This is a genomic window from Enterobacter sp. PL_is511, from assembly GCF_055816065.1.
In genome coordinates this window covers 884,255-905,532 of sequence record NZ_JBVPGP010000024.1, presented here as the reverse complement: position 1 = coordinate 905,532, position 21,278 = coordinate 884,255, and the positions used below count along the sequence as shown (strand labels likewise).

The window sequence follows — 21,278 nt, the reverse complement described above, 5'->3', positions numbered from 1 at the left end:
TACGCTCAGTCACTTTTAGCTAATACAGATTCCAGGCGAGCGGCAATCCGCTGAGGGACTTGTCGCTGCACCGCCTGCACTGCCTGTTCAATCGCGACAGCAAATGCTCGCTGATTGGCGGCGCCATGACTCTTAATCACGATGCCGCGCAATCCTAACAGACAGGCGCCATTATACTGGTCGGGGTTGAGGTGACTGAATCGCCGCGTCAGGCTCTTTTGTAACCAACGCTTCAATAAAATCAGCCACCAGGCGCTTTTTTTGCCTTCTCCCTGAGATTTCAGCAGAGAAAGAAACATGCGCACGACCCCTTCCATGGTCTTCAACGTTACGTTTCCGGTGAAGCCATCGCACACCAGAACATCCGTTTTCCCCGTCAACAACTCATTGGCTTCGAGATAACCAATATAGTTGATGGAGGGAACCTGTTTGAGCAATTCAGCCGCTTCGCGAATGCTGTCCAGGCCTTTGGTCTCTTCTTCACCAATGTTCAGTAACGCAACACGGGGAGTGTTGATCCCGACGACTTCTTCTGCCAGCACCGATCCCATCACGGCAAACTGAGCCAGCATAGTACTATCACAATCGACGTTAGCGCCCAAATCGAGCACTACCGTTTTGCCCTTCTGCTGATGCGGTAACACCGTCACCAGCGCCGGACGCTCAATACCTTCTATAGGTTTGAGCAGTAATTTCGACAGCCCCATCAGCGCGCCGGTATTCCCCGCGCTGACGCAAGCCTGAGCTCGCCCTTCTTTCACCAGCTCCAGCGCTACCCGCATAGAGCTGCCACGACTATTGCGAATAGCCTGCGAAGGTCGGGCATCACTGGCAATAACTGACTGCGCAGGAATAATCTGCAGACGCGAACGTTGTTCAAAGTCAGCTTTTGCGAGTAATGGCGTGATTGCGTCGGGATTGCCGACTAAAAGAAGTGTGAGTTGCGAATTAGAATTCAGTGCCTGCAATGCTGCAGGCACTGTCACGGAAGGGCCAAAATCTCCCCCCATGACATCTAACGCCAGGGTTAGACGTGTCAAGGTATCGTCGCAGCCTGGTTCGGTAAATTCCCCGTTTGCACGGGGAAATCCTCACTAAGCCTAATCACGCTTGCGCGTGATTACTTAGTGATAACCTTGCGGCCGCGGTAGAAACCGTCAGCGGTGATGTGGTGACGCAGGTGTTTCTCACCAGAAGTCTTGTCTACAGACAGGCTGGTAACTGCAGTCAGCGCGTCATGGGAACGACGCATGCCACGTTTGGAACGGGTTGGTTTATTCTGTTGTACGGCCATGGACCTTACTCCTCAATTACTTACGCTTTAAGCTGGCTAATACGGCAAATGGGTTTGGTTTTTGCGCTTCATCAGGCAGTTCCCCAAAGACCATGTCCGCCTCGGACACTTCACAGTGTTCAGAATCATGCACCGGAACCACTGGCAAGGTGAGGATGATTTCATCTTCAACCAGAGCCAGAAGATCGATTTCACCGAATTCGTTAACCTCAATCGGCTCATACGCTTCCGGGAGTGCTTCAGCCTGTTCGTCAGAACGAACCGGACTGAAACAATACGTTGTGTGAACATGCTGTACAAACGGTTTCCCGCAACGCTGACACTCGAGCGTTACCGTCACCTTTGCATCACCGGTTAAAACGGCGAGACGCTGGTTATCGATAGCGAACGACATGGAGCATTCTACATCACTGTCCACACTGACTACGGATTCGGCAATACGCTCAGCCTGATCGGAAGTATAGATACCTTCGTAATCGAGGCGTTTTTGAGCCGTACGAACCGGATCAAGAGTCAGGGGTAATTTTACCTTTTGCATAGGGCGCGCATATTAACTTTGTAACGTCATAGAGTCAAAGAAAAAGGCAACCAGAGCTGCCTTTTGCCAATTATTCGCACACATTGCGGCCTGTAGTTTAAAATGGCTGGCATCGATACGCTATATCTGGTGATAAAAATATGCCAAATCTCGTCCTTGCTTCCACGTCTCCCTACCGCCGAATGCTGCTGGAAAAGCTCGGGATCCCGTTTGAATGCGCCGCGCCAGAGGTGGATGAGACGCCACAGCCGGGCGAGTCACCGCGCCATCTGGTGACGCGTCTTGCTAAAGAGAAAGCGCAGTCGCTGGCCACACGCTATCCTTCGCATTTGATTATAGGCTCCGATCAGGTTTGCGTGCTGGACGGCGAAATCACCGGCAAGCCCCATACGGAGGAGAACGCCTGCCAGCAGCTTCTGCGTGCGCGCGGTACTATCGTGACCTTCTATACGGGCCTGGCCCTCTTTAACTCCGCGTCAGGCCATCTGCAAACCGAGTGTGAGCCGTTCGACGTACACTTCCGCCATCTCAGCGAGCAAGAGATTGTGGATTATGTGCGTCGGGAACGTCCGCTGAACTGTGCGGGGAGCTTTAAAAGTGAAGGATTGGGGATTGCGCTGTTCGACAAGCTGGACGGTCGCGATCCCAACACGCTGGTGGGGTTACCGCTGATTGCCTTGTGTCAGATGTTAAGACGAGAAGAGTGTAATCCGTTGACGGTGTGACCTTCGCCGGGTGGCGCTGCTCTTACATGGGCCTACTACACTGCGGCCTGATGCCCTCTCCCACAGGGAGAGGGCGCAAACATTAAAAACGGCAACATTCGTTGCCGTTTTACGTTTACCTTAGCCGCGCAGAACCTTAAGACAGCGTTTCAACTGCTCGTCCAGCGGCGCCTCAATACGGATGACTTCACCGGTATTCGGATGGGTAAACTTCAGCGCTGCCGCATGCAGGAACAGACGCGACAGTCCCGTCCCCGCCAGCTGCTTATCAAACTCGCGGTCGCCATAGCGGTCATCAAAGGCGATGGGGTGCCCTGCAAACTGCGTATGCACGCGGATCTGGTGGGTACGACCGGTCACCGGACTGCAGCGCACCAGCGTGGCAAACTCATAGCGCTCTTCAACCTTAAAGCGCGTCTCAGACGGTTTCCCTTCCTGGCTCACGCGGACAATGCGTTCACCGCTTTGCAGGATGTTCTTCAGCAGCGGCGCCTGCACCACTTTTACATGGGACTGCCACTGGCCGCGTACCAGCGCCAGATAGTCTTTCTGCATCCCTTTTTCACGCAGCTGTTCATGCAGCGAACGCAGCGCGGAACGCTTTTTCGCCACCAGCAGTACGCCTGAAGTGTCACGGTCAAGACGGTGTACCAGCTCAAGGAAGCGCGCTTCCGGGCGCAGGGCACGCAGCCCTTCAATCACGCCGAAGCTCAGACCGCTACCGCCATGGACTGCCGTTCCTGACGGTTTATTGAGCACCAGAATGTGGTCATCTTCGTAAAGGATGACGTCGCTCAGGGCAGCCACTTTCTGCAGCTTTGGTGAAACGGTCTCTTCTTCACGCTCTGCCACGCGCACCGGCGGAATACGCACTTCGTCACCGGCTTCGAGTTTGTACTCGGGCTTCACGCGTTTTTTGTTAACCCGCACCTCGCCCTTACGCAGGATGCGATAAATCATACTCTTTGGCACACCTTTCAGCTGGGTGCGCAAAAAGTTATCGATACGTTGCCCCGCGTCATCTTCGGCGATGGCAACCATTTTTACGGCTGGAGTCTCTGTTTTCATGGGTGGCGATTCTAAATATCGTCAGCCATTAGCGCCACTCATTTTTCTATGCTTATATTTACTTTTATCCGGCCTGCTCCCCGTTTCGCGCAACCGATTTGGTGGTTATTAAACCAATCGCCATTCTGAAGTGAAGAAACTGTGAGTAACCGGGTGATAATTGGTAAAAGTCATCTTGCTATAACCCGGCGAGCAGTGGAATAATGAGGCTGTTTTCCGTGTTAAATCCTGGTTAAGTAAGGATGTTGACGGAATGACCAATTTTGTCTGACCGATCATCCACGCAGCAATGGCGTAAGACGTATTGATCTTTCAGGCAGTTAGCGGGCTGCGGGTTGCAGTACTTCCCGGTATAAGGATTGTTCTCTGGAGAGTTCTACCCAGGCAATTCCCCTGATAATTGCGCTGTGTTTCCGTATGAAATACAGGCAACCGACACTCTGCGCCTCTTAAGCGAGCGACAACCGTGAGGTTGGCGACGTGAACAGACACGAGGCCATCGGTTCATACCCCGGAAAGCGTCACCTTGCCCGCAGCTTTGTCGTCAATGTAAGAATAACGAGTAAGTTACGATGAAAAGAATGTTAATCAACGCAACTCAGCAAGAAGAGTTGCGTGTCGCCCTTGTGGATGGGCAGCGCCTGTACGATCTGGATATCGAAAGTCCTGGACACGAACAGAAAAAAGCGAACATTTACAAAGGTAAAATCACCCGCATTGAACCAAGCCTTGAAGCTGCATTTGTCGATTACGGTGCTGAGCGTCATGGTTTCCTCCCTCTGAAAGAAATCGCCCGCGAATATTTCCCTGCAAACTACAACGCCCATGGCCGACCAAACATCAAAGATGTTCTGCGTGAAGGTCAGGAAGTTATCGTTCAGATTGATAAAGAAGAGCGTGGCAACAAAGGTGCCGCACTGACCACCTTTATCAGCCTGGCAGGGAGCTATCTGGTGCTGATGCCTAACAACCCGCGTGCGGGTGGCATCTCTCGCCGTATCGAAGGTGATGACCGTACCGAGCTGAAAGAAGCGCTGGCAAGCCTTGAACTGCCTGATGGCATGGGGCTTATCGTGCGTACCGCGGGCGTGGGCAAATCAGCCGAAGCGCTGCAGTGGGACCTGAGCTTCCGTCTGAAGCACTGGGAAGCCATCCAGAAAGCAGCGGAAAGCCGCCCTGCTCCGTTCCTGATCCACCAGGAAAGCAACGTGATCGTGCGTGCCTTCCGTGACTATCTGCGTCAGGACATCGGTGAGATTCTGATCGATAACCCGAAAGTGCTTGAGCTGGCGCGCCAGCACATCGCCGCGCTGGGTCGTCCGGATTTCACCAGCAAAATTAAACTGTACACCGGTGAAATCCCGCTGTTCAGCCACTATCAGATCGAATCCCAGATTGAATCCGCCTTCCAGCGTGAAGTGCGTCTGCCGTCCGGCGGTTCTATCGTTATCGATACCACTGAAGCGCTGACCGCTATCGACATCAACTCCGCGCGTGCAACTCGCGGCGGCGATATCGAAGAGACCGCCTTCAACACCAACCTTGAAGCCGCTGATGAAATCGCCCGCCAGCTCCGCCTGCGCGACCTGGGTGGTCTGATTGTTATCGACTTCATCGACATGACCCCTGTTCGCCACCAGCGTGCGGTAGAAAACCGTCTGCGTGAAGCGGTGCGTCAGGACAGGGCGCGTATCCAGATTAGCCATATCTCACGCTTTGGCCTGCTGGAGATGTCCCGTCAGCGCCTGAGCCCGTCGCTGGGTGAGTCCAGCCATCACGTTTGCCCTCGCTGCTCCGGCACCGGTACCGTGCGTGATAACGAATCGCTGTCCCTCTCTATTCTGCGTCTGATTGAAGAAGAAGCGCTGAAAGAGAATACCAAAGAGGTTCACGCGATTGTTCCTGTGCCAATTGCCTCCTACCTGCTGAACGAAAAACGTGCTGCGGTAAGTGCTATTGAAGCGCGTCAGGGCGGCGTTCGCTGCATCATCGTGCCAAACGACCAGATGGAAACTCCGCACTATCACGTGCTGCGTGTCCGTAAAGGCGAAGAGACGTCCACGCTCAGCTACCTGCTGCCGAAGCTGCACGAAGAAGAGATGGCACTGCCTTCCGATGAAGAGCCAGCGGAGCGCAAACTGCCTGAGCAGCCTGCGTTAGCGACCTTTATCATGCCAGAAGCCCCACCGGAAGCGGCCCTGGAAAAACCTGCGGCTAAACCTGAAGCGCAGAAACCAGCAGCAGCGAAAGCCCAGCCGGCGCAGCCGGGTCTGCTGAGCCGCTTCTTTGGCGCGCTGAAGAAGATGTTTGCTGAAGAAGAAGCTCAGCCAGAACAGCCGAAGGAAGAGCCAAAAGCGGCCAAGCCTGAACGCCAGCAGGACCGCCGTAAGCGTCAGAACAACCGCCGCGATCGTAACGACCGTAGCGATCGTAATGACCGCAGCGAGCGTCGTGACAACCGCGACAACCGTTCTGAAAATAACGAAGGTCGTGAGCAACGCGAAGACAACCGTCGCAACCGTCGCGAGAAACAGCAGCAGAATGTTGAAGATCGTGAAATTCGCCAGCAGGCGGGCGATGAGTCTGAGAAGAGCAAACAGCGTGACGACCAGCAGCCGCGCCGTGAACGCAACCGTCGCCGTAACGACGAGAAGCGTCAGGCACAGCAGGAAGTCAAAAACCTGAACCGCGAAGAGCCTGTTGAACAGCAGGACGGCGAGCAGGAAGAACGTACTCAGGTTATGCCGCGCCGTAAGCAGCGCCAGCTTGCTCAGAAAGTCCGCTTCGCCTCCGAAGCAACCGAAGAGTCAGCCGTTGTCGCAGTTGAAACCCGCGAGAGCGCAACCGGCACGCAGCTGGCGAAAGTTGATCTGCCAGCGGTCGTTGAAAACAACGTTGAGCAGGATGAAAACGGTGAAAACCGTGATAACGCCGGAATGCCGCGCCGTTCACGCCGTTCCCCACGTCATCTGCGCGTCAGCGGCCAGCGCCGTCGTCGCTATCGTGACGAGCGTTACCCAACTCAGTCGCCAATGCCGCTGACCATTGCCTGTGCTTCGCCAGAAATGGCTTCCGGCAAAGTCTGGATCCGCTACCCGGTAGCGCGTCCGGAGCAGGTTGTTGAAGAACAGCCTGTAACCGAAGAGGTGATTGCACCTGCGGCAGCGGTAGAAGACGTTGTGACTGAAGCGGCAACCGTGGTTGAACCTCAGGTTGTTGAAACGGAAGCACCTCAGGCAGTTGAAGTCGAAACCACTCATCCGGAAGTAATTGCCGCGCCGGTTGATGCCGCACCGCAGCTTATTGCTGAAGAAGATGTCGTGGTGGCTGAGGAAGTTGCTGAAGAGGCTGAACCTGTAGCCGCAGTGGAAGACACCGCTGAAGCTATCGTTGAAACCACCACTGAAGAAGTCGTTCAGGACGTTGAGATTGAGGTTGAGGTTGAACCGGTTGTTGAAGAACCGAAAGCGCCTGAAGTGAAACCTGAACCGGTTGTCTCTGCGCCAGCCGCTGCCCACGTGGCGACAGCACCGATGACCCGCGCTCCGGCGCCGGATTACGTGCCAGAAGCTCCGCGTCACAGTGACTGGGTACGCCCGGCATTCAGCTTCGACGGTAAAGGCGCTGCTGGCGGCCACAGTGCAACGCATCAGGCGACTGCACCGGCAACGCGCCCGCAGTCTGTCGAATAACGACGCTGAAAGTAAAAAGCCGACCTTAGGGTCGGCTTTTTTTATGGCTGCTGCACGGGCCTTCTCATCCCGGAGACCTCCGGCATGACCTGCCGCATCAGCTCCAGAAAACGCCGCAAGCGTGCCGGATAATAACGGGACCAGGGGTAAACCAGATGCACCGGCAGCGCCGCTGGCTGCCACTCCGGCAGCAAATGCACCAACCGCCCTTCCCGAATATCATCCTGTACCGTCCAGCTGGATACCACCGCCACACCGAGACCGGTGAGCACCGTATTGCGTGCGACATACAGGCTGTCGGTGCTGAGGCGTGGCGTAATAGCAATCCGCGCGGTGGCGGGCGAGGCATCGTGAAAAAGCTCCACGTGGCGCTGGTAGAAAGAGCTGATCGCTATCCAGGGAAACTGCTGCAAATCTTCCGGCGTATTCACCGCCGGGAAGCGGGCCAGCAGTGCCGGAGAGGCGACTACCGAGCGCGGCACTTCCGCCAGCAGCACGGATACGGTCGCCGGATCGACCTCCACGCCCACCCGAATAGCGCAGTCAAGGTTGTCGCCGAGGAAGTCCGCCGAGCGATCGTTGAGCATCCACTCAATCGAAAGCTGCGGATAGCGTTGCAAAAATTCGGTTACGGGTTTCAGAAGCTGATCCTGACCAAACGCGTGGGGTGCCCGCACCCGCAGCACGCCTACGGGCTCATCTTCCATCTGCCCCACCTCATCTTCCAGCGCCAGCCAGCTGTCAATCACCCGACGAGCGTGCTGGTAGCAGCGTTCGCCATCATCCGTCAGCCGCGTCGTGTGGGTGGTGCGCAGTATCAGGCGCACCCCCAGCATGGTCTCCAGCGACTGTAGCCGTCTGCTCACCGTGGCCTGGGTGGTGGCCAGCTGCCGCGCCGCCGCAGAGAGGGAACCCGCCTCCACTATCCGGACAAACGTCCGCATTAGCTCCACCCTGTCTATACGCTCAGCTCTTTTCATTGCATTTTCACTTATACGTTCAACGTATAAGCGTTTTACCACCGGGCCCGCTACCTTCGCAAGGCGTACTGATAAAAAATAGCCGCACACGACGAATGAGGAACAACTTATGAACACAACAACGACTCCCCATGCTGTAAGCCGCTGGGTGATTTTTATGCTGGCTCTGGGGGCCGGTTTCAGCGTGGCATCAATCTATTACGCGCAGCCCCTGCTGCCGCTGATGGGTGCCGATCTGCATCTGAGCATTGAAGGTATGGGTCTGGTCCCAACGTTAACTCAGGCAGGCTATGCGCTCGGTATCCTGTTCCTGCTTCCCATGGGCGATCGCCACGACCGCAGGACGTTAATTCTGATTAAAAGCGCAGCGCTGGCGCTGTTTCTTCTCGGCTGTAGCCTGACCGGGCAGATCCATTCTCTGTTGCTGGCAAGCCTGCTCATCGGCATGGCCGCCACCATGGCACAGGATATTGTCCCTGCTGCGGCGATTCTTGCGCCAGAAGGTAAACAGGGGAAAACCGTGGGCACGGTAATGACCGGGCTGCTGATGGGTATCTTATTATCAAGAACCGTGAGCGGCGTAGTGGGCGAAGCGTTTGGCTGGCGCGTCATGTACCAGCTGGCGGCGGCGAGCATTGCGTTCATCGGGGTGATGATGTGGTTTGTGCTTCCCCGTTTTGCCATTCACTCCACGCTGAGCTATCCCGCGCTGATGCGTTCAATGGAACATCTGTGGCGTCGTTTTCCGGCGCTGCGCCGCGCGGCGCTGGCTCAGGGTTTTCTGTCGATTGCCTTCAGCGCCTTCTGGTCAACGCTCGCGGTCATGCTGCTGGAACGCTATCACCTTGGCAGTGCCGTAGCGGGTGGATTTGGTATTGCGGGTGCCGCCGGTGCATTAGCCGCCCCGCTGGCGGGTGGTCTGGCGGACAAACTGGGCGCAGGAAAAGTCACGCAGCTTGGTGCCGTCCTTGTGACCGTTTCATTCGCCCTGATGTTCCTGATGCCCGCGCTGAGCGTTCATGGACAGCTGATGCTGATCGCCGTCTCTGCCGTCGGGTTCGACCTGGGTCTGCAGTCCAGCCTGGTCGCTCACCAGAACCTGGTCTACAGCCTTGAACCGCAGGCGCGCGGTCGTCTCAATGCCCTGCTCTTTACGGTGGTCTTTATCGGGATGGCGCTGGGCTCCGCACTAGGCAGCAATATCTACTCGCTGGCTGGCTGGACGGGTGTGGTCGCGCTGGCGACAGTCAGTGGCGCCATTGCGCTGGCCATCCGTCTGATAGAAAGCGCGCGTGTCGCCTCCGTACCGGCAGAGGCCGCATAAAAAAAATGCCCAATCCAGACGGATTGGGCAGTAAAACATGCCCAGTTTCAAGACATGTTCCAAGAGGTCAAGATGTTATTTGTTCAGCTGGAACAGAGACATGCCCTGCATATCGCTAAACGCTTTATAAGACGCCTGCAAGGCCGCCTGCTGCATGGTGTAAGAGGAAATCGCTTCATTCCAGTCGACATCCACCAGATCACTCATCTGCTTAGTCTGACCCAGGGCGCGGTCATCTCCCAGCGTATCGAGTTTTTCCAGCTCGTTCATCTTGGTTCCCACATCCGCAACGACCGTCAGGACGTTGTTCTGGGCGTTTTTGATGCCGATCTGCGCATTGGCAATCACCTGGTTTTGCGCCGTTGCGGCAGCCGGATCGTTCTCAATCGGTGTCTTCAGGGACGCAATGGCAGAATCCAGGATTTTGAACATGTTGGTCTGGCCATATCCACCGCCCGGCAGCTGTTCCGCATTACTGGTAATGCTTTCGAAAATTTGCTGTCCGGTATGGCTAATGGTCATATTTCGCGCCGTATCAACCTGCTGCGAGATGGCCTCTGCGCCGCCGTTATAATCCCCGGTCACGGCATCAAACGGTGCGCTCTCGGTTTTGTATCCGGCGAAGATAAAGCGACCATTGCCATCCGTCGTGTTGGCCAGGTTCATCAGCTGATCGCGGATCCCCTGGATATCGGTCGCCAGAGAAAGACGGTCGTCATCGCTTAATGTGCCGTTGGACGCGTAAACTAACTTCTCGCGCACGCTTGAGATTGCGGTGTTCACCTGGGTTAACACGTTATCTTCCAGCGAGACCTTCTGCGTTGCAAAGGTACGCGCAAGCGCGAACTGGCTGTTTTGCGACTGAGATTGCGACAGAACGATGGCCTGCGACGCGGCGATAGGATCGTCCGAAGGACGGTTAACGCGCTTACCGGTGGACATTTGCTCACCGTAGCTCAGCCATCTGCTCTGGGAATCAGTGATCCCGCGCATGTTCTGCTCATACATCATCTGGGTGCTAATACGCATTATTCACCTCAACCTTAACGAATGTTGATAATTGCATCGAAGAGCGTACTGGCAGTCTGGAGAACCTGGGCGTTCGCCAGGTAATACTGCTGATAACGCTGCAAATTGCCATACTCTTCGTCGAGGTTTACCCCAGAGATGGTCTGCTGCTGCTTGATTAACTGCGTTTCCACATTGGCTTTCGTCTGGCTGCTCACCTTCAGTGACGCCGTGGTGCTACCGACGGTACTGACGAGAGAGGCATACGCATCGTTAAAGGTTTTATTTCCACCCACCACTTTGCCGTTTTGCAGATCGAGCAGTTTCTGGCCGTTACGGTTGTCACTTTCGCCGCCGTTCTGTACCGACGCCATCGCCAGTTTGGACTCGTCGCTGATCGCCAGATCCATGTTCATGATGACGTTGGAAACCGGCTTCACGGTGAAACTGTCTTTGGTATTTGCCGTACCGCTCACGTTGACGTTAAGGCCATCAAACGACAGATTACCGCTGGCATCCGGGCTCATCGTAAAGCTGGTTTTGTCTGATGTGCGGGTGACCGTCCAGTCAGTGCCGTTAAACTGCAGCTTATAGTCAGTCGCCTGGACCTGTTTGCTGTCCGCCACAGAGGCCGTAACAACCGCCGATCCGCCGTTCTTGCTGTTGGACAGCACCGCAGGAGAACCAAAGTTGAACAGCTTACCGCCCGCATCACCGTTTGCATCAAAACCAGCTTCATGCTGCGTGTTCATCGCATCGGCAAAGGCCAGCGCCATCTGGTTCAGAGTGTTACGCGCTTTATCCAGATCTTCATTACGGAAGGTCAGTAAACCGCCTAAAGAACCGGTGGTGATAAATTTCTCGGGGATCTCAATATTACCCGCCACGTCATCGACGTAGGCGACGGTCGTACGCGCCGGATCGGCGCTGGACTTCACGGCAGCCAGCTGGCTGGCTTTGCTGCCCTGCACCAGGCTGTAACCATTGCCGAGAGAGATATTAAACGTGCCGCTATCCTGTACGGAGACTTCCACGCCGACGATTTTGTTCAGTTCAGTCACAAGCTGATCGCGCTGGTCGAGCAGGTCGTTAGGCGAAGCCCCTGCGCCAACGCCGGTCAAACGAGAAATCTGATCGTTCAGATTCGCAATCTGCGTCGCGTAGTTGTTGATCTGAGATACGCTGCTTGAGATGGCGGTATTGACCTGCGTATCCTGGTCACGAAGATACTGATCGTTGGTTTTGAACTGATTGACCAGACCACCCGCTTTCCCCAGCACCGTCTGACGTGCAGCCGGGTCTTCCGCGTTGCTCACCAGGGTTTGCAGGCTTTTGAAGAAGTCCTGCAGCGTGGTGGAGAGCGAGTTGGTAGTATCGGAGAGCACATCGTCAATTTTTGACATCTGCTGATAGCGCGTCGTCAGGCCGCTGCTCTGCGTCTGCGCGGCGCGCAGCTGGTTGGTGATGAAGGCGTCATACTCACGCTGGACACCGGAGACATAGACCCCGTTACCCACCCAGCCACCGCCGGTCAGCGTGCTGTTAGATGCGCCCAGCACCGTGGTCTGGCGGGTGTAACCTGCCACGTTATAGCTTGAAATATTATTACTGACGGTATTGAGTGCCGACTGAGCAGCACTGAGGCCACTCATGGCGCTGTTAATCAAACTGGACATGGGGGTTCCTTTTATACGTTCAGACACGAGTCCTGATGAAGGTTATCGGCAACCTCCACCGGGACTTGAGAACTTTCAGAACAGATTTTCGATATCTGTGCTATAGGCTTTGCTGACCTTCTCGCCCATGGATTTCAGCTGCTGGATCATGCTGGTGAGCTTGCGTGCATAGTTCGGGTCAGTCGCGTAGCCCGCGTTTTGCAGCGCCTGAGCACCCTGCTCCGCCGTCGCCGCCTGCGTAACGGCGGTATAACGCGGATTTCGGCTCAGCAGGCCAACATAATCGGACAAGGCTTCCAGATAAGAGCTGTAGACGCGGAATTTGGCTTTGACCTTCACCGCCGCACCGTTCTCGTATTCGGTGGTCGTGATCTCCGTTGTCGGCCCCTTCCAGCTGGAGGTGGCCTTCACGCCGAAGATGTTGAAGCTCGGCTCGCCGTTTTCCTTGCGGATTTGACGCTGACCCCAGCCCGACTCCAGCGCGGCCTGCGCCAGAATCAGGTGATGCGGCACGCCGCTCTGTTCGCTGGCAAGGCGCGCAGGCAGAGAAAGCTGCGCCAGGAAGTCTTTGCTGTCACCGGAGAGCGGCTCATCGCCGCTGCCCGTGGCTTTTGGCATCGCTTTACGCACCAGCTGCGTCAGGGCCTGGTTCTGATAGCTGGTCACCGTTTCCAGGTCGAACTTCATCGGCACCTGCTGCGGCTGCTCCTGAGGCTGAATGCCCTGCGCGGCTTCGGTCTGTTTGACAATCATGTCAGCCAGACCGAGGCCTTTACCCGCAGTCATCTGCTGCGCAATCTGCTGGTCATACATGCTGGTGTAGAGACGCGTTGAATCACTGCTGAACATCCCGTCTTTCGGCAGGGTTTCGCGCATGCTTTTCAGCATCATCTGTACAAACATCCCTTCCACCTGGCGGGCGACCGGGCGGATATTCGCCGCCGGGTCTTTTCCTGCTTTGGTTTTCAGCTCGTTGAGCGACTGGGCGTCCCAGGCAGCACTGGTCAACAGTTTGCTATCGGTCAGCATTAGATGATTTCCAGTTTGGCGCGCAGGCAGCCCGCACTTTGCATCGATTGCAGGATGGACATCAGATCCATCGGCGTTGCCCCCAGGGCATTCAGGGCACGCACCACGCTGTTCAGGTTGGCGCTGGAGCGAACGCTTTGCAGTGACCCGCCGCTCTGACGCATATCAATCTGCGTTTGCGGCGTCACCACCGTCTGACCGCCACCAAATGGCGTAGTCGGCTGGCTCACGTTCGCGGAGCGGTTTACCGTCACGGAGAGGTTACCCTGCGCCACGGCACAGCTGTCGAGCGACACTTCCCGGTTCATCACCACCGAGCCGGTACGGGAGTTGATGATCACCTTCGCATCCTGGACCGGAACATTCACTTCCATATTCTGGATATCTGCCAGCATGCGCACCTGGTTGCTGCTGCCGGTAGAGGTACGGATCTGTACGGTGCGCGCATCAAGTGCCGTTGCGTTACCGTAGCCGCGGCTGCGGTTGATGGTATCGGCAATCTGCTGCGCCATCGTGAAGTCTTCATTATTGAGCTGCAGGTTGATGGTGTTGCCCGCGCCAAACTGGGTCGGCAGTTCACGCTCAATGATCGCCCCGTTGGTAATCCGTCCGCCGTTCAGCTGGTTCACCTGCACGCTGCTTCCGCCTGCGGATGCTCCCGCACCGCCGACCAGTATGTTCCCCTGCGCCAGCGCATAGACCTGGCTGTCGACGCCTTTCAGCGGGGTCATCAGCAGCGTACCGCCGCGCAGGCTTTTGGCGTTACCCATTGAGGAGACCACCACGTCAATGGTTTGTCCCTGGCGCGCAAACGCCGGGTAGGAGGCGGTGACCATTACCGCGGCCACGTTTTTCAGCTGCATGTTGGTTCCCGCCGGCACGGTAATACCGAGCTGGGAAAGCATGTTGTTCAGACTTTGGGTGGTGAACGGCGTCTGGGTCGTCTGGTCACCGGTACCATCCAGACCCACCACCAGGCCGTAGCCAATCAGGGAGTTTTCACGTACGCCCTGAACGCTGGTGAGGTCGCGAATACGGTCAGCCTGGGCAAACGTTGCCACCAGCGCGAGCGCCACGGCGAAGATCGATTTAAACATGGGTCACCTCGCTTACATCGGCGATAAATTAAGGAAGAAGCGCTGCAGCCAACCCATATTTTGCGCTTCATTGATATAGCCGTTGCCGACGTACTCAATGCGCGCATCCGCCACCTGGGTGGACGGAACGGTGTTGGTGCCGCTGATGGTGCGAGGGTTAACCACGCCCGAGAAGCGAATGAATTCAGTGCCCTGGTTGATGGCGATCTGTTTTTCACCCACAACGTGTAAGTTGCCGTTAACCAGTACCTGGTCAACCGTGACCGTCAGCGTACCGCTGAAGGTGTTGCTGGCGTTCGCGCCGCCTTTGCCGTTAAAGGTGTTGCCGCCGGACGCGTTCACATCAGCACGCGCGTTGCCGAACAGCCCTTCGAGATAGCGTGGCACGGTATCGAAGCCAAAATTGGTTTTGCCATCGCGGCTGGCATTCGCCGACGAGCTCTTGCTCGCGCTGACGTTTTCCTGCAGCACAATGGTCAATGTATCGCCGACGTTACGCGGGCGGCGATCTTCAAACAGCGGTTGATAGCCGTAATTAATCGGCTGCGCGGTCTGGAAAATGGAGCCGTTTACCACTGGCGCAGGGCCAGGAACGGGCTGGGCAGTCGTCGCACCCTGGACCAATGGTTTGGACGGGATCAAAGCACACCCGCTGAGGGTGACAGCCAGAACAGTCAGTATCGGATAACGAAACGCCGCGTTTTTTTGCATTGCCTTCATCTTCGAAAACAGGGAGCCGGCGCGGCGTTTACCGCACCGGGCTACACCTTAGAGTTGCGTCAGTTTCTGCAGCATCTGGTCGGTCGTCGACACTGCTTTACTGTTAATTTCATACGCGCGCTGAACCTGGATCATATTCACCAGCTCTTCCGCCACGTTCACGTTGGAGGTTTCAACATAGCCCTGGTACAGCAGGCCCGCACCGTTCAGGCCCGGGGTGCTCTCATTTGGCGTACCGGAGGATTGCGTTTCGGTGTAGAGGTTCTCACCAATGCTTTCCAGACCGGTATCGTTCATGAAGGTGGTCAGGTTGAGCTGCCCAACCTGAACCGGCGCGGCCTGTCCCTGCTGGGTCACGCTGACCACACCGTCACGCCCGATGGTGATGCTCAGGGCGTTGGCCGGGATGGTGATCGCAGGCTGGACCTGGAAACCGCCCGCCGTCACCAGCTGGCCGTTCTGATCGACCTGGAACGAACCGTCGCGGGTATAAGCAGAGGTACCGTCAGGCAGCTGCACCTGGAAGAAGCCCTGCCCTTTGATTGCCACGTCTTTACTGTTGTTGGTCTGAGACAGGTTGCCCTGACTGTGCAGACGCTCGGTGGCCACCGGGCGAACACCGGTACCGATCTGCAGGCCCGAAGGCAGCGTCGTCTGTTCAGAAGACTGCGCCCCCGGCTGGCGGATGGTTTGATAAAGCAAATCTTCGAAAACGGCGCGCTGACGCTTGAAACCATTGGTGCTCACGTTTGCCAGGTTGTTGGCAATCACGTCCATATTGGTTTGCTGGGCGTCCAGGCCTGTTTTCGCGATCCATAAAGAACTGATCATAAGGAGTCCTGTTAACTCATAGCCAGAAGTTGGTTAGCCTTGCCCGCGTTTTCATCCACGCTGCTGATGATCTTCATCTGCATTTCAAAGCGGCGGGCGCTGGCGATCATGTCGGTCATGGCTTCGACCGGCTTGACGTTACTGCCTTCCAGAACGCCGGACATCACGCGGATGCTCGGATCGGCCTGTAACGTGGCACCCCGCGTCGCCTGCGCCGCCTGGGTCAGACGGAACATGCCGTCATCGCCACGCTGCACCTCTTTGCCTTCCGCCTTAACCAGCTTCAGACGTCCGACGGGCGCAACGGTGTTGGCCGGGTCGCCCGGGTTCAGCGCCGAAATGGTGCCGTCCGCGGCGATAGTCAGCTCAGAGCCTTCCGGCACGGTCAGCGGACCCGCTTCCCCCATTACCGGATGCCCCTGAATCGTCAGCTGGCCCGTCGCGCTCACCTGGATGTTCCCGTTACGGGTATAGCCTTCGCTGCCGTCGGCCGTTTGCACCGCCAGCCAGCCGTCCTGCTGCAGGGCAACATCCAGCGGGCGTGAGGTATAGTCCATCTGCCCTGGCGTCATATCGGCGCCTGGGGTTGATGCCGTCACCAGCGTACGGGTTGGCAGGGAAAGCCCTTCTACCGGCACCGCGCGCAGCGCATTAAGCTGCGCGCGAAAGCCCGGCGTTGAGGCGTTTGCCAGGTTGCTGGCGGTAACGGCCTGCTGATTGAGCGTCTGGCTTGCAGCGCCCATCGCGGTATATATTGCGTGATCCATTGCGCTTTCCTGTTAGCCGCTTAACGCAGGTTAACCAGCGTGTTGAGGATCTGATCCTGGGTTTTGATGGTCTGCGCGTTCGACTGATAGTTACGCTGCGCGACGATCATGTTCACCAGTTCTTTACTCATATCCACGTTGGAGGCTTCCAGCGCGCCGTTGGTCAGCTTGCCGAAGTTACCGGTGCCTGCGGTACCCAGCAGCGCCACGCCGGAGGACTGAGAGGCAGACCAGACGTTGTCGCCTTCTGATTTCAGACCTTCGTTGTTGGCGAAGTTTGCCAGCACGATCTGACCCAGAACCTGAGACTGTTCGTTAGAGTAGCTTCCCACCACGGTGCCATCGTCGTTGATCTGGTAGCTCACCAGATCGCCTGGCTTGTAGCCGTTCTGATTGGTTGCCACCACGCTGTTCGCACCGGTGTTCTGCTGCATGGAGTTCAGGAAGCTCAGGGAGAAGGTCGCCGCCGTCGCACCGCTGACAGAACCCGTGGTGATGTTAATGGCCGGCGTGGCGTTTGGCGTTGCGCTCAGTACACCCGCAGCGTCGTAGTTATAGACACCCGCCAGGTTGCCGTTCGCATCAAAGTTCATCTGCGCCGCTTTCGCTGCTGTAGAACCTGCAACGCTGCCGTCCTGAGTGTAAAGATCCCATTTATTGTTGGCCGTCTTCACGTAGTAGACGTACATGTTATGGGCGTTACCCTGGCTGTCGAATACGGTCACGGTCCCTTTTTTGTTATAGGTGTCCGGGTTGGTCGCATCGAAAGGGGCAGTTTGAACAGGGTCGGTTGAGTTCAGGTTGATCTGCTGCGTCGCGGTGGTGGTCGATTTTGCCGCCATCAGGGTATTCGGGATAGTAATCGCCTGAGGGTTCGCACCGGTCTGAACGGTAGGCGGCGTACCCGCTACCGGGTAGCCCGTCAGCTGCATGCCCTGCATGTTCACCAGCGTACGGTTTTCATCCAGCTTGAACTGGCCGTTACGGCTGTAGAACACAGAGCCGTTGGAATCGACCATACGGAAGAAACCGTTCTGGCTGATGGCAACGTCCAGACCACGACCGGTGTTGGTGGTGGTGCCGTCGCTAAAGTCCTGAGTGATGCCCGCAACTTTCACGCCCAGACCCACTTTGGAACCGGCAAACATGTCTGCAAATGATGCAGAACCGGATTTAAAACCATAGGTCGCGGAGTTGGCGATGTTGTTGCCAATGACGTCCAGGTTGGTGGCCGCAGCATTCAGGCCGCTGACCGCTTGAGAAAAGGCCATGACTTACTCCTGATAAGTGATAAGGCTTAGATAATCTGCCGAACTTCGTCGAGTGTGGTGGAACCCGAGGTTCCCAAATCCAGTTTGTTGCCGTCGCTTCCTTTAATCACGCCCTGGACCAGCGCGAACTGCAGCGGCTGCGCTACCAGCTGGGTTGTCCCGTTGCTGGCGCTGATCGCTACTTTGTAGGAACCGTTTGGTGCTTTCGTGCCGTCGGTCAGGCTGCCATCCCACGTAAAGGTGTGAACGCCCGCCTTCAGCTCACCGATATCAATGGTGCGAACCACCACGTTATTGGCATCCATGATCGTTGCAGTCACCTTCTCAGCCGGCTGCTGGAGCTCAACGCCAAACGGCGTGGTCGTCGTGGTGGTATTGCCGTCGGTGGTGCTGGTGCCTGCCAGAATCGTGGTTCCCGGGATCATCACCCCGTGGCCAATCAGGCTTGCCGCCTGCAGAGACTGGGCGCTGTTAATCTGCCCAGAGACGGAACCGAGGGTGGTGTTCAGTTTCTCAATGCCGCTCACGGTACTGATCTGCGCAAGCTGCGTGGTCAGTTCGTTGTTCTGCATTGGGTTGGTGGGATCCTGGTTCTTAAGCTGCGCCACCAGCAGCGTCAGAAAGCTGCCCTGAAGATCGGCGGCGTTACTCCCCGTCAGGGAGTTAGAACCCGTCGTACTCTTGGTGTTGTTAACACCCGAGTTCGTAGGATCATTCACATTTACGGCGATGGACATGCATGTCTCCTTTACTGGCCGAGAGTGAGTGTTTTGAGCATCATGCTCTTCACGGTATTAAGCACTTCGACGTTGGCCTGGTAGCTACGGGAAGCCGACATGGAGTTCACCATCTCACCCACCACATCCACGTTTGGCATCTTCACGTATCCGCTGGCATCCGCGAGCGGGTTACCCGGCTCATACACCAGCCTGTCAGGCGCCTGGCTCTCTACCACATCAGACACCTTCACGCCGCCCGTCGCCGCGCCCGGCGCAGCATCGACCTGAAAGACAACCTGTTTGGCACGATAAGGCTGGCCGTCGGGTCCGGTGACGCTGTCGGCGTTTGCCAGGTTACTGGCAGCCACGTTCAGGCGTTTGGACTGCGCGGTTAACGCCGAACCGGCGATATCAAAAATATTCAACAAGGCCATCTATCAGTTCCCCCCCTGCAGGACGTTCATCATGCCTTTGATTTGTCCGCCGAGTACGGTCAGGCCCGTCTGGTATTTCAGGCTGTTATCGGCAAACTGCGTACGCTCCCGGTCCATATCCACGGTGTTACCGTCGAGTGAGGGCTGATCGGGAATGCGGTAAAGTAAATCGGTCGCTGGCGCGGTCATCGCCTGAGCAGGAATATGGCGAGAGGATGTCATGGCAAGTGCAACACCCGTTCCTTCGGCACGTCCACGCTCCATCACCTTTTTGAGTTCACTGGAAAAATCAATATCGCGCGCCTGAAACCCCGGGGTATCGGCGTTAGCGATGTTGGCGGCTAAAATCTCCTGCCGCTGGGCGCGTAAATTGAGCGCTTCCTGCTGAAAACGTAACGCGGCGTCGAGTTTATCGAGCATGTCTCCTCCGCTGATGGCAAAATTTCAGTTCACAGCTTAAATCTCACCCGGTCTCCCCTATCGACGGAATAAGCGCAAAATGCGTCGCTATTTATTGCGTTGATGCAAAACCACTGCAGGTAGAATTCATTCAACTCTGGAAACGGTGGAACTTGCGATGCAAACGTTAAAACGTGGCCTGATGGCAATTTTCTGGCTGTTTAGCCCGCTGGTGCAGGCTGAAGGCTTACAGGATCAGTTGACGGCTTTCTTTGCTGAGAAGCTGGCAGGCTTTAGCGATGACGTTACCGTTACCGTGCGCACGCCACCGAATCTGTACCCGACGTGTGACCAGCCTTCGTTCAGCGTGGTGGGGTTCACAAAGCTTTGGGGGAATGTAAACGTGCTGGCACGCTGCGCCAACGAAAAACGCTATTTACAGGTTGCAGTTCAGGCGACGGGCAATTATGTTGTCGCCGCCGTGCCCATTGCGCGCGGCAGCGTGCTGCAGACGAACAGCGTGACGTTAAAACGCGGTCGTCTGGATCAGCTGCCTCCACGCACCATGCTGGAAATAAACCAGGCACAGGACGCCGTCAGCCTGCGTGATGTTGCACCAGGCCAGCCGATACAGCTCTCAATGCTGCGCCAGGCATGGCGGATAAAAGCGGGCCAGCAGGTAATGGTGGTGGCCAACGGAGAGGGCTTTAGTATCAACAGTGAAGGGAAAGCGTTAAATAATGCCGCGGTGGCGCAAAACATCCGCGTCAGAATGTCCTCAGGCCAGGTGGTGAGCGGAACCGTCGATTCTGATGGGAATATTCTGATTAACCTATAATCTTTTTAAAGATTTCGCGGCGCGTGCCGATAAATATTCCACTAATGATGATGTCAGGCGCAAACGCCGCGAACCCTCGATGAGGACAACACTATGAGCATTGATCGTACATCAGCCCTGAAGCCGGTAAGCGCTGTACAACCTCGCGAAACGAATGACGCTCCTGCGCAAAAAACGCGTCTGGAAAAACCGTCAACGTCCAACAGCACCAGCGTGACCCTGAGCGATGCGCAGGCGAAACTGATGCAGCCAGGCACCAACGATATCAATATGGAACGTGTTGAAGCGCTGAAAACGGCTATTCGTAACGGTGAACTGAAAATGGATACCAGCAAGATCGCTGATGCCCTGATTCAGGAAGCACAGAGTTTCTTACAGAGTAACTAACCGTATGAGTCGACTGTCAGAAATACTGGATCAAATGACGGTTGTCCTGAACGACCTGAAAACGGTAATGGACGCTGAACAACAGCATCTCTCTTCCGGTCACATCAACGGCAGCGCGCTGCAGCGTATTACTGAAGATAAGAGTTCGCTTCTGGCGACGCTGGATTATCTGGAGCAACAACGCCGCGCTGAGCAGGATCCGAAGCGCAGCGCCAATGACGATATTATTGAGCGCTGGCAGACCATTACCGAAAAAACCCAGCACCTGCGCGATCTTAACCAGCATAACGGCTGGCTACTGGAAGGTCAGATTGAGCGTAATCAGCAGGCACTTGAGGTGTTGAAACCGCATAAAGAAACCGGACTGTACGGTGCGGATGGTCAGACAGCGACTGCGCGTATTGCGGGTGTGAAAAAGATTTCGATTTGACGCATCAGCGACAAATCATGCAGCGGGGAGCACCATAAGGTGAACTCCCCT

22 protein-coding genes are annotated in these 21,278 nt (G+C 56.2%); 6 read left to right on the top strand and 16 right to left on the bottom strand.

Features of this window, described 5'->3' with window-relative positions; genetic code table 11:
• Positions 1–5 precede the first annotated feature (5 nt).
• The 3 genes from plsX to yceD form a co-directional block, all read right to left on the bottom strand.
• A complete protein-coding gene (gene plsX / locus AC0TN7_RS19755; RefSeq protein WP_024909025.1) occupies positions 6–1,040 on the bottom strand; it encodes a phosphate acyltransferase PlsX in 1,035 nt (344 codons plus the stop codon).
• 80 nt (positions 1,041–1,120) lie between these two features.
• Entirely contained in the window at positions 1,121–1,294 is a 174-nt protein-coding gene (gene rpmF, locus AC0TN7_RS19750; RefSeq protein ID WP_003857964.1) for a 50S ribosomal protein L32, read from the bottom strand.
• Positions 1,295–1,310: 16 nt separating this feature from the next.
• A complete protein-coding gene (yceD, locus tag AC0TN7_RS19745; RefSeq protein ID WP_014883375.1) occupies positions 1,311–1,832 on the bottom strand; it encodes a 23S rRNA accumulation protein YceD in 522 nt (173 codons plus the stop codon).
• Between the two features lie 140 nt (positions 1,833–1,972).
• Between yceD and AC0TN7_RS19740 the strand changes: the two genes are divergently transcribed.
• Entirely contained in the window at positions 1,973–2,557 is a 585-nt protein-coding gene (locus AC0TN7_RS19740; RefSeq protein WP_048990193.1) for a Maf family protein, read from the top strand.
• A 120-nt stretch (positions 2,558–2,677) separates the two neighbouring features.
• Here AC0TN7_RS19740 and rluC read toward each other — a convergent pair whose 3' ends face one another.
• On the bottom strand, positions 2,678–3,625 hold the full coding sequence (gene rluC / locus AC0TN7_RS19735) for a 23S rRNA pseudouridine(955/2504/2580) synthase RluC (RefSeq protein WP_024909023.1): 948 nt from the start codon (positions 3,623–3,625) through the stop codon (positions 2,678–2,680).
• A gap of 572 nt (positions 3,626–4,197) precedes the next feature.
• Between rluC and rne the strand changes: the two genes are divergently transcribed.
• Positions 4,198–7,317 (top strand): ribonuclease E, encoded by a 3,120-nt coding sequence (rne, locus tag AC0TN7_RS19730; RefSeq protein WP_473702365.1) that lies wholly within the window; start codon positions 4,198–4,200, stop codon positions 7,315–7,317.
• Between the two features lie 41 nt (positions 7,318–7,358).
• On the opposite strand, the gene AC0TN7_RS19725 is transcribed toward rne, so the two are convergent.
• Positions 7,359–8,261, bottom strand: a complete 903-nt coding sequence (locus AC0TN7_RS19725; RefSeq protein ID WP_473702364.1) for a LysR family transcriptional regulator — start codon at positions 8,259–8,261, stop codon at positions 7,359–7,361.
• A gap of 145 nt (positions 8,262–8,406) precedes the next feature.
• Between AC0TN7_RS19725 and AC0TN7_RS19720 the strand changes: the two genes are divergently transcribed.
• Complete coding sequence (locus AC0TN7_RS19720) at positions 8,407–9,621, top strand: MFS transporter (RefSeq protein WP_473702363.1); 1,215 nt, start codon at positions 8,407–8,409, stop codon at positions 9,619–9,621.
• Positions 9,622–9,696: 75 nt separating this feature from the next.
• On the opposite strand, the gene flgL is transcribed toward AC0TN7_RS19720, so the two are convergent.
• From flgL to flgB, 11 genes are all read right to left on the bottom strand, one after another.
• Positions 9,697–10,650: a flagellar hook-associated protein FlgL gene (gene flgL / locus AC0TN7_RS19715; protein WP_024909019.1), complete on the bottom strand. Its 954-nt coding sequence runs from the start codon at positions 10,648–10,650 to the stop codon at positions 9,697–9,699.
• A 14-nt stretch (positions 10,651–10,664) separates the two neighbouring features.
• Positions 10,665–12,305 carry a flagellar hook-associated protein FlgK gene (flgK, locus tag AC0TN7_RS19710; protein WP_024909018.1) on the bottom strand — a complete coding sequence of 547 codons (1,641 nt, stop codon included), beginning with the start codon at positions 12,303–12,305 and terminating at the stop codon, positions 10,665–10,667.
• 75 nt (positions 12,306–12,380) lie between these two features.
• On the bottom strand, positions 12,381–13,334 hold the full coding sequence (gene flgJ, locus AC0TN7_RS19705; protein WP_024909017.1) for a flagellar assembly peptidoglycan hydrolase FlgJ: 954 nt from the start codon (positions 13,332–13,334) through the stop codon (positions 12,381–12,383).
• On the bottom strand, positions 13,334–14,431 hold the full coding sequence (locus tag AC0TN7_RS19700) for a flagellar basal body P-ring protein FlgI (protein WP_024909016.1): 1,098 nt from the start codon (positions 14,429–14,431) through the stop codon (positions 13,334–13,336). Before AC0TN7_RS19700 ends, flgJ begins: the two co-directional genes overlap by 1 nt.
• A gap of 12 nt (positions 14,432–14,443) precedes the next feature.
• Complete coding sequence (gene flgH, locus AC0TN7_RS19695) at positions 14,444–15,142, bottom strand: flagellar basal body L-ring protein FlgH (RefSeq protein WP_024909015.1); 699 nt, start codon at positions 15,140–15,142, stop codon at positions 14,444–14,446.
• Between the two features lie 57 nt (positions 15,143–15,199).
• Positions 15,200–15,982 carry a flagellar basal-body rod protein FlgG gene (gene flgG / locus AC0TN7_RS19690; protein ID WP_008500810.1) on the bottom strand — a complete coding sequence of 261 codons (783 nt, stop codon included), beginning with the start codon at positions 15,980–15,982 and terminating at the stop codon, positions 15,200–15,202.
• Between the two features lie 11 nt (positions 15,983–15,993).
• Positions 15,994–16,749 (bottom strand): flagellar basal body rod protein FlgF, encoded by a 756-nt coding sequence (locus tag AC0TN7_RS19685; protein WP_008500811.1) that lies wholly within the window; start codon positions 16,747–16,749, stop codon positions 15,994–15,996.
• A gap of 20 nt (positions 16,750–16,769) precedes the next feature.
• The gene (flgE, locus tag AC0TN7_RS19680) at positions 16,770–18,020 is read right to left on the bottom strand and encodes a flagellar hook protein FlgE (RefSeq protein WP_024909013.1); all 1,251 of its coding nucleotides are present in this window, start codon (positions 18,018–18,020) and stop codon (positions 16,770–16,772) included.
• Between the two features lie 26 nt (positions 18,021–18,046).
• Positions 18,047–18,757 carry a flagellar hook assembly protein FlgD gene (gene flgD / locus AC0TN7_RS19675; protein WP_048990267.1) on the bottom strand — a complete coding sequence of 237 codons (711 nt, stop codon included), beginning with the start codon at positions 18,755–18,757 and terminating at the stop codon, positions 18,047–18,049.
• Positions 18,758–18,768: 11 nt separating this feature from the next.
• Positions 18,769–19,173 carry a flagellar basal body rod protein FlgC gene (flgC, locus tag AC0TN7_RS19670; protein WP_008500814.1) on the bottom strand — a complete coding sequence of 135 codons (405 nt, stop codon included), beginning with the start codon at positions 19,171–19,173 and terminating at the stop codon, positions 18,769–18,771.
• Positions 19,174–19,176: 3 nt separating this feature from the next.
• Positions 19,177–19,593 (bottom strand): flagellar basal body rod protein FlgB, encoded by a 417-nt coding sequence (gene flgB, locus AC0TN7_RS19665; RefSeq protein WP_023311135.1) that lies wholly within the window; start codon positions 19,591–19,593, stop codon positions 19,177–19,179.
• Between the two features lie 157 nt (positions 19,594–19,750).
• Between flgB and flgA the strand changes: the two genes are divergently transcribed.
• The 3 genes from flgA to flgN all read left to right on the top strand — a co-directional run bounded on the left by flgA (position 19,751) and on the right by flgN (position 21,227).
• Positions 19,751–20,410: a flagellar basal body P-ring formation chaperone FlgA gene (gene flgA / locus AC0TN7_RS19660; protein WP_024909011.1), complete on the top strand. Its 660-nt coding sequence runs from the start codon at positions 19,751–19,753 to the stop codon at positions 20,408–20,410.
• A 93-nt stretch (positions 20,411–20,503) separates the two neighbouring features.
• Entirely contained in the window at positions 20,504–20,797 is a 294-nt protein-coding gene (gene flgM / locus AC0TN7_RS19655) for a flagellar biosynthesis anti-sigma factor FlgM (RefSeq protein ID WP_032639635.1), read from the top strand.
• A 4-nt stretch (positions 20,798–20,801) separates the two neighbouring features.
• Positions 20,802–21,227, top strand: a complete 426-nt coding sequence (flgN, locus tag AC0TN7_RS19650; protein ID WP_008500818.1) for a flagella biosynthesis chaperone FlgN — start codon at positions 20,802–20,804, stop codon at positions 21,225–21,227.
• The last annotated feature ends 51 nt before the right edge of the window (positions 21,228–21,278 follow it).

What these genes read in the sequence shown, in the direction of transcription:
- rpmF (WP_003857964.1), bottom strand. Translation starts at nt 1,294, where the DNA reads ATGGCCGTACAACAGAATAAACCAACCCGTTCCAAACGTGGCATGCGT.
- yceD (WP_014883375.1), bottom strand. Translation starts at nt 1,832, where the DNA reads ATGCAAAAGGTAAAATTACCCCTGACTCTTGATCCGGTTCGTACGGCT.
- AC0TN7_RS19740 (WP_048990193.1), top strand. Translation starts at nt 1,973, where the DNA reads ATGCCAAATCTCGTCCTTGCTTCCACGTCTCCCTACCGCCGAATGCTG.
- rluC (WP_024909023.1), bottom strand. Translation starts at nt 3,625, where the DNA reads ATGAAAACAGAGACTCCAGCCGTAAAAATGGTTGCCATCGCCGAAGAT.
- rne (WP_473702365.1), top strand. Translation starts at nt 4,198, where the DNA reads ATGAAAAGAATGTTAATCAACGCAACTCAGCAAGAAGAGTTGCGTGTC.
- AC0TN7_RS19725 (WP_473702364.1), bottom strand. Translation starts at nt 8,261, where the DNA reads ATGCGGACGTTTGTCCGGATAGTGGAGGCGGGTTCCCTCTCTGCGGCG.
- AC0TN7_RS19720 (WP_473702363.1), top strand. Translation starts at nt 8,407, where the DNA reads ATGAACACAACAACGACTCCCCATGCTGTAAGCCGCTGGGTGATTTTT.
- flgL (WP_024909019.1), bottom strand. Translation starts at nt 10,650, where the DNA reads ATGCGTATTAGCACCCAGATGATGTATGAGCAGAACATGCGCGGGATC.
- flgK (WP_024909018.1), bottom strand. Translation starts at nt 12,305, where the DNA reads ATGTCCAGTTTGATTAACAGCGCCATGAGTGGCCTCAGTGCTGCTCAG.
- flgJ (WP_024909017.1), bottom strand. Translation starts at nt 13,334, where the DNA reads ATGCTGACCGATAGCAAACTGTTGACCAGTGCTGCCTGGGACGCCCAG.
- AC0TN7_RS19700 (WP_024909016.1), bottom strand. Translation starts at nt 14,431, where the DNA reads ATGTTTAAATCGATCTTCGCCGTGGCGCTCGCGCTGGTGGCAACGTTT.
- flgH (WP_024909015.1), bottom strand. Translation starts at nt 15,142, where the DNA reads ATGCAAAAAAACGCGGCGTTTCGTTATCCGATACTGACTGTTCTGGCT.
- flgG (WP_008500810.1), bottom strand. Translation starts at nt 15,982, where the DNA reads ATGATCAGTTCTTTATGGATCGCGAAAACAGGCCTGGACGCCCAGCAA.
- AC0TN7_RS19685 (WP_008500811.1), bottom strand. Translation starts at nt 16,749, where the DNA reads ATGGATCACGCAATATATACCGCGATGGGCGCTGCAAGCCAGACGCTC.
- flgE (WP_024909013.1), bottom strand. Translation starts at nt 18,020, where the DNA reads ATGGCCTTTTCTCAAGCGGTCAGCGGCCTGAATGCTGCGGCCACCAAC.
- flgD (WP_048990267.1), bottom strand. Translation starts at nt 18,757, where the DNA reads ATGTCCATCGCCGTAAATGTGAATGATCCTACGAACTCGGGTGTTAAC.
- flgC (WP_008500814.1), bottom strand. Translation starts at nt 19,173, where the DNA reads ATGGCCTTGTTGAATATTTTTGATATCGCCGGTTCGGCGTTAACCGCG.
- flgB (WP_023311135.1), bottom strand. Translation starts at nt 19,593, where the DNA reads ATGCTCGATAAACTCGACGCCGCGTTACGTTTTCAGCAGGAAGCGCTC.
- flgA (WP_024909011.1), top strand. Translation starts at nt 19,751, where the DNA reads ATGCAAACGTTAAAACGTGGCCTGATGGCAATTTTCTGGCTGTTTAGC.
- flgM (WP_032639635.1), top strand. Translation starts at nt 20,504, where the DNA reads ATGAGCATTGATCGTACATCAGCCCTGAAGCCGGTAAGCGCTGTACAA.
- flgN (WP_008500818.1), top strand. Translation starts at nt 20,802, where the DNA reads ATGAGTCGACTGTCAGAAATACTGGATCAAATGACGGTTGTCCTGAAC.